This window comes from Actinomycetes bacterium, from assembly GCA_036000965.1.
Classification (GTDB): Bacteria; Actinomycetota; CALGFH01; order CALGFH01; family CALGFH01; genus DASYUT01.
On record DASYUT010000019.1, the window covers coordinates 1 to 10,335 of the forward strand.

Consider the following 10,335-nt stretch of genomic DNA (forward strand, 5'->3'; position numbering starts at 1 on the left):
AGCGTGTGGACGTGCCGACGGCCGAGCCGCCCGACAGCGAGGGTCATCCGTCCGAGGTGCGGAACTGCTCGGACGGGGATGGCAAGCTGGGGAGCGACTCCCACCGGGGATGACCCGACGACCCTCGGGCAACATCGATTGCCCGCGCGCGTCTTCACGGCGGCGGGGTGTGTCCCCACGACGCGTTTCCGCTGGTAGAAACGACGAGACCCCCGGGGGCACTCCGGTTCGCGCTCTGCCTTCCCCTTACAGAGCGAGAACCTTCGTCCTTCGGAGGTCTCGTGCGGAGAGCACGATGGCACGCCCGGCCGGGACGCGTCAACGCATACGTCCCCAGCCCTGTGGACAACCTTGTGGAGAACCCAGCATGGTTGTTGACGGTGACCCACAGGCTGTGGACAACCGGCGAGCCGACTGGGGACAGACTGGGGACGCCGAATTCGACCTCGCGGCTGAGCTGGGCCGTCGGTGCGTCCGGGCCTGTGGAAGAGAAAAAAAGCCGCCGGACCGGGGCGGTCGGCGTCGGAGGCGCGTGGCATACTCGGAGACGCCGAGCGGGATGCCGCCGGTCCCGGGGAGCGCGTGACCGGCGCTGGTGGACCGCCGGCCGGCTCCGGCGCCCCTATCGACCCGAGGTGCGCATGGCTCCTTCCTCGTCCGCCCGTCCACCCGACCGCCCAGCGACCCCGCCTGGTCCCGACCGGCCGCCCGTCCGGGTCGAGCGCAGCCCCCGCCGGCGCAAGACGGTGAGCGCCTACCGCGAGGGCGACACCGTGGTCGTGCTGCTGCCCGCCCGCATGAGCCGGCGTGAGGAGGACCACTGGGTGGCGGCCATGCTCGAGCGCCTGGACGCGCGCGATCGCCGGCTCCGCCCACCAGGCGACGAGGAGCTCGGCCGCCGGGCCAGGATGCTCGCGCGGCGCTACCTCGGCGGCACGGTGGAGCCGCGCTCGGTGCGCTGGGTCGGGAACATGCGAACCCGCTACGGCTCCTGCACGCCAGAGGACGGCACCATCCGGCTCTCCGACCGGCTGGCCGCCTACCCGGCCTGGGTGCGTGACTACGTGCTCGTCCACGAGCTCGTCCACCTGACCGTGCCGAACCACTCCCCGGAGTTCTGGCGGCTGGTGGCCCGCTACCCGCTCGCCGAGCGGGCCCGGGGTTTCCTGATCGCCAAGGGCCTGGACGACCAGGACGGGCCGCTCGATGAGGGTCCCGATGGGTGATGTCGCAGGCCGCCCACGGCCATCCCGTCACGGCGGGTGGTGGGATGCCGGACGGCTCGGGGTCTGGGCCGCCCGGCACTGCCGCTCGCTAACGGCCTGCGGGCCGATGCCTTGGTCGTTCCAGCGCCGACACACCGAGGTAAGCGGGACTCGATCTGGCCAGGTCATTGGGCGGCGAGCCCTGACGCCGCTGGAGAGCCATGGGCCAGAACCTCGACGCACTCCGGGCCGCGCAACCGGGTGGAGCCGCCCGGGCCTGGCTCTGATCGTCGCCGCCGGCCTCGGGCTCGTCGTGCTGCTGGCCGCGCCGGTCCCGGCAGCAGCCGCCCGGTCCGGCGCGGCCTCGGCCCCGGCGGGGGTGCTCCGGGTGCCGGTCACCGGGGTCGTCGACCCGTTCGTGGCCCGCTCGGTGCGGCAGGCCTTCGACCAGGTGGGGCGCGAGGGCGATGGCCTGATCGTGCTCGAGCTGGACACACCGGGCGGGCTCGACAGCTCCATGCGCGAGATCGTTCAGGCCATCCTGGACTCGCCGGTGCCGGTGGTCGGCTACGTCACCCCTCCCGGGGCCCGAGCGGCCAGCGCCGGCACCTTCATCCTGGCCGCCACCTCCTACGCGGCGATGGCGCCGGACACCGTGATCGGGGCCGCGCATCCGGTCGGCGTCTCCGGCCAGGTGCTGGCCGAGAAGGTGACCAACGACGCCGCCGCCTACATCCGCACCTTGGCCCGCCACCGCGAGCGCCCGGCAGACGCGGCCGAATGGTACGAGCGGGCGGTTCGGGACTCGGTCTCGGCCACCGCAGACGAGGCGAAGCGGGTAGGGGCGATCGAGGGGGTCTACGCCGACGAGGCCGAACTGCTGGCCGTCCTCGACGGCCGCAACCTCGCTTACGGGGCGAACCGGTCGGCCGTCGTGCGCACGCGGGGTGCGACGGTGCGCACGGTCGGGCTCGACCCGGCTCTGCTCCTGCTGCACCGCCTCGTCGACCCCAACATCGCCTTCCTGCTGTTCCTGCTCGGTATCGCCGGGCTCGTCTACGAGGTCGTCCACCCGGGCCTGGGCGTCGGCGGGGTGGCCGGCGCGCTCGCCCTGATCGTGGCCCTGCTCGAGTTCCAGGCGCTCCCGGTGCAGCTCGGCGGCCTCGCCCTGCTCGTCCTCGGCATCACCCTGTTCGTGCTCGACCTCAAGCTGGCGGGGCACGCGTTCTTGTCGGCCTTCGGCGTGGTCTCGCTCGTGCTCGGTGGCCTGCTCCTCTACCAGCCGGGATCCGCCGTCCGGGTCCACCCGGTCGTGCTCCTCGCGGTGGTGGCCTGCGTGGCCGCCCTGTTCCTGCTCGTCGCCCGCAAGGTGCTGGCGGCCAGGCGCGGGCCGCCGGTCACCGGGGTGGACGCGCTCCTCGGGGCACGGGGCACGGTCCTTGCCGAGCTGGCCCCGGAGGGGCGGGTGCGGGCGGCCGGGATCGAGTGGCGCGCCCACGCGTCCGGCCCGGTCAGGCTGCCCGTCGGGTCAGAGGTGGTCGTCACGGGCGTGGACGGCCTCACCCTCGAGGTCGAGCCGGCCCCGGCCGCCCCGCCTGAGCTGGGGTCGCCGTTCCCACCCCCGGCCGAGCGTGGCCGGCGCCGCAAGCCAACCTGACGGCCCTCCGCCCTGGGGTCGCCGTCCGGGCCCCGCCAATTCGAGCCCAGCCCAACAAGCCGCATGCTGTCGGGCCTGCCAGCGCCCGGCTCCCAGGTGGCGGCCTGCTCCCAGGTGCCGCCCGGCTCCCAGGTGCCGGCCGGCTCTCAGGTGGCGCCCGGCCGGTCGGGCCCTGTTCCGCCGGGGTCGTCGGGCGGTGGTTCGTCGGGGGCCGCCGGGTCAGAGGGGGCCGCCGGGCCGGAGGGTGCCGGGCCGGAGGGTGCCGGGCCGGAGGGTGCCGGGCCGGAGGGTGCCGGGCCGGAGGGTGCCGGGCCGGAGGGCGACTCGCCTTCGAGGAGGGCTCGCAGGCCCGCATCGAGGTCGATCTCCGCGCCGCCGACCAGGCCGCTGCGCTCGAGCCAGCGGCCCGGGACGATCAGCTCTTCCGGCGTCGGCAGGAAGTCGGGATGGGCCCAGATCCGGTCGAGTCCCTCGATGTCGGTGGCGGCCAGCACCTCACGGCAGAAGCGCTGTCCGTGAACGGCCGCAGCCTGGCTCGGGTCGGCCCGCAGGAGCTGCGCGAACAGCGCGTGAGCGCCTTCCTGGTCGGCGAGCCGGCGGTCAACCACCGCCTCGATCGCGGCCAGGGCCGGCAGCCGGCCGGCAAGGGCCCGACCGCAGATCACAGTGGTGTAGCCCTCGGTGAGGGACAGGAGCACCTCGAGGCGGCCGATGGCGGCCTGGAGCGCGGGGCTGGGTGGGCCCAGCATCCCCTGGTCGCCCTCGAGCACCTCCTGGAGGTTCTCGAGCCGGCCAAGGTCGAGGGACTGCAACCGGTCCATCAGGCCGGAGGGATCGGGATCAGTCTGCCGCGCGATCTCCGCGATCATCGTGTGGAGGTGGTCGACCATCCACGGGACCTCGGTGGAAAGCCGCTGGCGGACCACCTCGTGAGCGGCGAGCCAGAGGCGGAACTGATCGACCGGCACGCCCGACGCCTGCTCGACCTCGTGCACGTTCTCGGGCAGCACCAGCACGCGGCCGGCGTCGGCCGCGGGCAGGGAGAGGTCGTACTGGGACAGGACGAGCCGGGCCAGCTGGCCGACCAGCGTGCCGACCTGGAGCCCGGTGAGCAAGCTGCCAACGCGGCCCATCACGTCGCCCATCTCGGCCGGCATCCCGGGTACCGCTCCCGACCCCATGGCCTCGCTGACCCGCCGGGCGCCGGGTTCGACCAGCGGCGCGAACGTGGGCAGGACCGCCTCGGCCCAGTCCGGGCGGCTCACCGGCCTGGCGGTCAGGGCGAGGCCGCCCCCGGGCAGGGTGGTGGCCGGGTCGACCCAGAGCTCGGCCAGGCGCAGGCGCTCGTCCCACTCCCGCCGCTCGCCCGGGGGAGGAGCCTGGGACGGGCGCGGGAGCTCCGGGACGCCCCCGAGTGCGTCGGCACCGGCCGCGGTCGCGACGGCCACCTGGCGGGCCAGCTCCCAGTTCACCGGCCCGGTACCGCCGGCAAGGAGCCGCGCGAACTCGCGGAACAGCGGGATGCGGCCGAAGAAGTCTGCACCCTCGCCGGGAAGCTCGCTCATGGCGCCCAGCTTATGCCTGGAGCCGCCGCAATGACGGGGGTGCATGGCCCCGGGCGAGGACGGGGGTGCATGCCACGGGGCGAGGACGGGGGTGCATGCCACGGGGCGAGGACGGGGGTGCATGCCACGGGGCGCCGGGTCGGGCCCTGCCAAGTGCCGGGACCACGGGTAGCCTGGGATGCCGCGAAGAGAAAGGTGGTTGTCCGGTGGCACGAACAGTCGCGTTGGTGGGCGCGGTCCACCCGGCCGCGAGAGGGCTGGCGCTCGCGCTGGAGAACGATCCCTCGGTCGAGCGGGTGCTCGGGTTGTCGACCCACGAGCCGCCCCTGCTCGGACCGAAGTTCGAGCTGGTGCAGGCGTCCCCAGGCGAGGAGCGTTTCGCCGCCGCCCTGGCCGAGGCCGAAACGGTCGTGCTGTTCCCTCTGCTGGAGGCGGCCGACCGGGATGGGGGGCGGCGTGCCCGCTTCGTCGAGGGGATCCGGGTCGCCCTCGAGGCCGCCCAGCGAGCGTCCACGATCGTGCTGTGGTCGAGCGGAGTCGTGTACGGCGCCCACCCCGGCAACCCGGTCCCGATCACCGAGGCGCAGCCGGTCCGGCCCAACGCCGGCTTCGCCCCGGCCGAGGCGCTCGCGGACGCCGAGCAGCTCGTGCTCGGCGCGGCCGCCGGGCAGGCGGGCCGCTCGGTGACCGTCCTGCGCGCCGCCGCGGTCTGGGCGCCGGCGTGGGGCACCTTCCTGTCGCGGGTCCTGCGGGCCCCGGTCATCCTCGGCGTGCGCGGCTACGACCCGCCGGTCCAGGCCCTGCACCCCGACGACGCGGTCAGCGCCCTGGCCCTGGCCGCCACCGGGGGCCTGTCGGGCACCTACAACGTGGCTCCCGACGACTCGGTGCCGGCCCGGACCGTCGCCCGGGCAGTGAGGCGCCGTCGCGTGGAGCTACCCGAGCGGGCCGCCTCGGCAGCCGCCGAGCAGCTCCGGGGCCTCGGGGTCGCAGCGACCAGACCGGGGGAGCTGGGCTACCACATGCACCCCTGGGTGCTCGACCCAGGCCGGCTGCGGGCAGCCGGCTGGGCGCCCACCCGGTCGACCACGGAGGCGCTGGCCGACGCGGCCCGCGGTCTCGCCGACGGCGTGCTGGTCGGGCGGGTCGAGGTCCGGCGCGGCGACGTGCTCCGGGGAGCCGCAGCCGCCGTGGCCGTGTTCGCGGCCGTGGCCGTCGCCCGCCGCCAGGGCCGCCGCCGGTGACGAACCCCCGCGCGTGGGGACCCCGGCCCGCGCGCGCTGACGAACCCCCGGCCGCGCCCTTGACGAACCCGCCGGCCGCGTGCTGACGAACCCGCCGGCCTGCGCGTGCGGTCAGGCCCGGTACTAGGATGATCGCGACGCTCGCCACCAGGGCGGCGCGAGTGGCGGGAGGTGTGGTGCGGCAGCGCGTCACCGCTGGCGTCGGTGCCGTCATCCTCGTCGCGGTCATCTTCGCCCTGAACTTCTACCAGCTGCCGGTGGTGGCGCTCTCGCCCGGGCCAACCGAGGACGTCCTCTCCCGGATAAAGGTGCGCGGCCGGACGCCGGTCTACGAGTCCAAGGGCCAGCTGTATCTCACCTCGGTCGGCATCGACGACAACGTCCGCTTCTACGAGGCCCTGCTCGACCTGGCCAACCCCGACGTGCAGATGCTGCCCCGAGCCGACCTCTACCCGGAGGGCGAGACCACCGAGGAGATCGACCGGCGCAACGCCGTCGACATGGACGACTCCAAGCTGAACGCGACCGTTGTGGCCCTGCGCGAGCTCGGCTACAAGGTGAACCCGTCGGCCACCCAGGTCGTCGACGTGGCCAAGGGCGCCCCGGCCGAGGGCAGGCTGCGCGCCGGCGACGAGATCGTTCGCGTCGACGGCCGCCTGGTGTCGAGCATCGCCGACGTCCAGCGGGCGATCGGGAAGCACAAGCCGGGGGAGCGGGTGCGGTTGCTGGTGCGCCGAGGAAGGGCCCAGGTCGACGTGACGGTAGGCACCAGGGCCTCCTCCGAGCCACCGGCGCGACCCCAGGTCGGGGTGGTGCTGCGCGACGAGTTCCGGCGGCTGCCGATCGACCTGACGATCGACACCGAGAACATCGGGGGCCCGTCGGCCGGGCTGATGTTCGCGCTCTCGATCATGGACAAGCTCACCCCGAACGACCTGACCGCCGGGCGCAAGATCGCCGGGACCGGTGAGATCTCGATGGAAGGCGAGGTGGGCCGCATCGGCGCCATCCAGGAGAAGCTGATCGCGGCCAAACGCCAGGGAGCGACGATCTTCCTCGTGCCGGCAGGCAACTGCGACGAGGCCAGGCGCACGGCGCCTGCGGGGCTCCTCCTGGTCCGGGTGGCCACCCTGGACGACGCGCTCCGGTTCCTGCGCCAGGAGCCGGCCGACGCGTCGGCCCTGGCCTGTTGAGCCCGTCTGACTCCCGGAGTCAACCTCGCGGACCGGTCGAGGTTGGCCCCGGGAGCCAGGTCGGGTGCTGCCCCGGCCGCCGCCGGCCGGAGGCTGTCACTGGCCCGCGAGGCGGCGCCCGGCGAGCGGGGCGATCAGGGGTGGTCCAGCCGGATGACCGGGCCCGGGGCCGCCGGTCGGGGACCAGGCGGTGTGGCGGACGCCTGCGACGCGGAAGCCTTGGTGGGGCCTTGCCGGCTCCTCGGGGGTGGGGACGCGGACGGCGGGGGTGGGGACGCGGACGGCGTCGGCCCGGTTGCGGTCGTCGCGCTCCGGAGCGCCCTTCCCGCGCCTGCCGGTGCCCGTCACCGCCAGCGCCGCGCTGGCCACCAGGAGCACCATCGCGAGCGTGATGATGACGGCCATCCGTGGCACCTCGCTTCCATGGGTGGGCGCTGCCGCTGCGGGCGGCGCTGCCTTTCGTGTACTCAGGCGCCACCGGGGCCCCGAAGGGTACGGGTCCACAGACGGTCACTTCGGGACCGCCCAGTCCGAGGCGGCGTGCTAGGGTCTGAACAGTGCAGCTCAGCCGTGAATTGGGACCGGCTGGGGCTGCGGGTAACAGACCCGTAACGGCGATCAGGAAAGGCCCCTCACGTGGTAGCAGCCCGCCGCCCTCCCCGCCGCTGGACGCTCGCCGTCCTGCTGCTGGCGTTCATCCTGTTGGCCGCGGTCGGCAGCCTCACCCGCTTCTACACCGACCTGCTGTGGTTCAGGGAGGTCGACAAGACCGGCGTGTTCTGGGGCCAGCTCACCGCCAAGCTGACGCTCGGGATGCTGGCCGGCGTCGGCACGGCGCTGGTGATCGGCGCCAACCTCTGGCTCGTGGAGCGGCTCGCTCCCCGGTACGGTCTCGTCGTCGTCGGCCGTCCCCAGGTCGAGCGGTACCGCGCGATCCTCGCGCCGTACCTGCGACCGCTGCGGATCGGCGTGGCCGCGTTCCTGGGCCTGATCGTCGGGCTGCAGTCGGCCAGCGTCTGGCAGACGTTCCTGCTGTGGCGCAACGCGGTCGACTTCAACGACAAGGACGCGCAGTTCGGTCGCGACATCGGCTTCTACGTCTTCCAGCTGCCGTTCCTCCGTGCGGTCTTCGGGTGGCTGTTCACCACCCTCGTGCTCGCCACGCTGCTGTCGGCCGCCGGCCACTACCTGCTCGGCGGGATCCGGCCCCAGGCCGAGACCAACAAGATCGCGCCGCAGGTGCAGGCCCACCTGTCCATCCTCATCGGCCTGATCATCGCGCTCAAGGCCTGGGGGTACTACCTGGACCGGTTCGACCTGGTGTACTCGCCACGGGGGGTGGTGACCGGCGCCTCCTACACCGACGTCCACGCCCAGCTCCCGGCGCTGAGCTTCATGTTCTACGCAGCGATCATCTGCGCCGGGCTGTTCTTCTGGGGTGCGCGGAGCCGGGGCCTGACCTTCCCGGTCGCCGGGATCGTGCTCCTCGGCCTCACCTCCATCCTGGTCGGCGGGTTGTACCCGGGGATCGTCCAGCGGTTCAGCGTCGCCCCGCAGGAGCTCCGGCGGGAGCGGCCGTACATCGCGCGCAACATCGACGCCACCCGCAAGGCGTTCGGCCTCGACCAGGTCGAGACACAGTCGTTCGCCGCCTCAGCCGACCTGCGCCCGGCGGACCTGAAGGCCAACGAGAGCACCATCTCCAACATCCGCCTGTGGGACCCGGACGTGCTCAAGCCCGCGGTCAGGAACCTTCAGGCCATCGCGCCGTACTACACGTTCAGCGACGTGGACGTCGACCGCTACGTGGTCGACGACGCCAAGCGGCAAGTGATGATCTCGGCTCGGGAAGTCGACTCGAACCTGCTGTCGCCGTCGGCCAGGACCTGGCAGAACCTCCATCTCACCTACACCCACGGCTACGGGGTGGTCGCGACCCAGGTCAACACCTCGGTCAACCAGGGCCAGCCCGACTTCATCGTGTCCAACTTCGACCTCACGAACGCGAAGATCCCGGTCACGCAGCCGCGCATCTACTTCGGGGAGCCGCCTGAGAACGCCACCGAGTACGTGCTCGTGAAGACCAAGCAGGCCGAGGTCGGTGCTCCGACCGTCAGCGGCGCCACCACCAGGACTTCGAGCTACGCCGGCGAGGGTGGGATCCCCGCCTCCAACATGCTGCGCCGACTCGCGTTCGCCCTCCGCTTCCGCGAGTTCAACCTGCTGATCTCGGGAAACATCACCAGCGAGTCGCGCCTGATCTTCAACCGCGACGTGCGTGACCGGGTCGAGAAGGTAGCGCCGTTCCTGCAGTGGGACGGCGACGCCTACGCGGTGGTGGTCGACGGCAAGATCAAGTTCGTGCGCGACGGCTACACCACCACCGACAAGTACCCGTACTCGCAGCGGATCGACCTGGGCGAGGCGGCCCGGCGCGAGCTGGGCGCCCGCGGCGTCCAGGGGCGGGGCAACTACATCCGCAACTCGGTCAAGGCGGTGGTCGACGCCTACGACGGCTCGGTCACGCTCTACGCCTTCGACGACAAGGACCCGATCCTGCGTGCATGGCGCAAGGCGTTCCCGGACCTCTTCGCCCCCAGGTCCCAGATCACGCCGCCGCTCCAGCAGCATCTCCGCTACCCCGAGGACCTGTTCTCGATCCAGACCGAGCGGTACGCCTCCTACCACATCAGCCAGGCCGACGACTTCTACTCCAGGGAGGACTTCTGGGCGCTGCCGGACGACCGTTCCGGCCAGATCAGGCGGGACGAGGGCGCCGGTGGGCTGCTTGCCGAGACCAGGGTCAAGATGCGCCCCTACTACCTGCTGACCAAGCTTCCCGGGCAGAAGCAGAGCGAGGAGTTCATCCTGGTCATGCCGTTCACGCCGAACGGCAAGGAGAACATGATCGCCTACATGGCGGTCACGTCGGACCCCGAGGAGTACGGCAAGATCAAGCTGTTCAGCCTGGACCGCAGCAAGACGGTGTTCGGGCCGACCCAGGTGAACGCCAGGATCCTCGCCAACCGCGAGGTCTCGTCCCAGGTGTCGCTGCTGAACCAGCAGGGGTCCAAGGTCATCCTCGGCAACCTGTTGATCGTCCCGATCGAGGACTCGCTGCTGTACGTCCAGCCGCTGTTCGTGCAGGGGTCGGCGGCCAACTCGATCCCGCTGCTGACCAACGTCGCGGTCTTCTACAACAACCAGGTCGGCTACGCGACCACCCTCACCGAGGCCATCAACCAGGTGGTCGAGGGAGGGGGAGCGCCCGAGCCGCCCGGCGGCACGCCGCCTCCACGGAGCGGGTCCGCAAGCGTGCAGGACCTCCTGACCGAGGCGGACAAGGAGTTCAAGGCCGCCCAGGAGGCGCTCAAGAAGGGCGACCTGGCCGGGTACCAGACCCACATCAACCGGGCCGGCCAGCTCGTCCAGCAGGCGCTGACAGCCAGCGGGTCCGCCCCGACGACCACC

Annotated in this window: 7 protein-coding genes; 5 read left to right on the forward strand and 2 right to left on the reverse strand. The window is 72.6% G+C overall.

The window, feature by feature from the left end:
• The first annotated feature begins 641 nt into the window (after positions 1-641).
• Both VG276_00920 and VG276_00925 read left to right on the forward strand, forming a co-directional pair.
• Positions 642-1,226 (forward strand): M48 family metallopeptidase, encoded by a 585-nt coding sequence (locus VG276_00920; protein HEV8647975.1) that lies wholly within the window; start codon positions 642-644, stop codon positions 1,224-1,226.
• 292 nt (positions 1,227-1,518) lie between these two features.
• Positions 1,519-2,862, forward strand: coding sequence for an NfeD family protein (locus tag VG276_00925; protein ID HEV8647976.1), 1,344 nt, complete (start codon positions 1,519-1,521; stop codon positions 2,860-2,862).
• Positions 2,863-3,008: 146 nt separating this feature from the next.
• Here VG276_00925 and VG276_00930 read toward each other — a convergent pair whose 3' ends face one another.
• Entirely contained in the window at positions 3,009-4,427 is a 1,419-nt protein-coding gene (locus VG276_00930) for a zinc-dependent metalloprotease (protein HEV8647977.1), read from the reverse strand.
• Positions 4,428-4,633: 206 nt separating this feature from the next.
• Here VG276_00930 and VG276_00935 point away from each other — a divergent pair, with 206 nt between their 5' ends.
• Complete coding sequence (locus VG276_00935) at positions 4,634-5,671, forward strand: hypothetical protein (GenBank protein HEV8647978.1); 1,038 nt, start codon at positions 4,634-4,636, stop codon at positions 5,669-5,671.
• 176 nt (positions 5,672-5,847) lie between these two features.
• Entirely contained in the window at positions 5,848-6,864 is a 1,017-nt protein-coding gene (locus tag VG276_00940) for a PDZ domain-containing protein (GenBank protein ID HEV8647979.1), read from the forward strand.
• A gap of 96 nt (positions 6,865-6,960) precedes the next feature.
• Here the strand turns inward: VG276_00940 and VG276_00945 are convergent, their stop codons facing one another.
• A complete protein-coding gene (locus VG276_00945; protein HEV8647980.1) occupies positions 6,961-7,269 on the reverse strand; it encodes a hypothetical protein in 309 nt (102 codons plus the stop codon).
• A 231-nt stretch (positions 7,270-7,500) separates the two neighbouring features.
• On the opposite strand from VG276_00945, the gene VG276_00950 reads away from it, so the two are divergent.
• A partial coding sequence (locus VG276_00950) for a UPF0182 family protein (GenBank protein HEV8647981.1) occupies positions 7,501-10,335 on the forward strand: 2,835 nt, incomplete at its 3' end.

What these genes read in the sequence shown, in the direction of transcription:
- VG276_00920 (HEV8647975.1), top strand. Translation starts at nt 642, where the DNA reads ATGGCTCCTTCCTCGTCCGCCCGTCCACCCGACCGCCCAGCGACCCCG.
- VG276_00930 (HEV8647977.1), bottom strand. Translation starts at nt 4,427, where the DNA reads ATGAGCGAGCTTCCCGGCGAGGGTGCAGACTTCTTCGGCCGCATCCCG.
- VG276_00945 (HEV8647980.1), bottom strand. Translation starts at nt 7,269, where the DNA reads ATGGCCGTCATCATCACGCTCGCGATGGTGCTCCTGGTGGCCAGCGCG.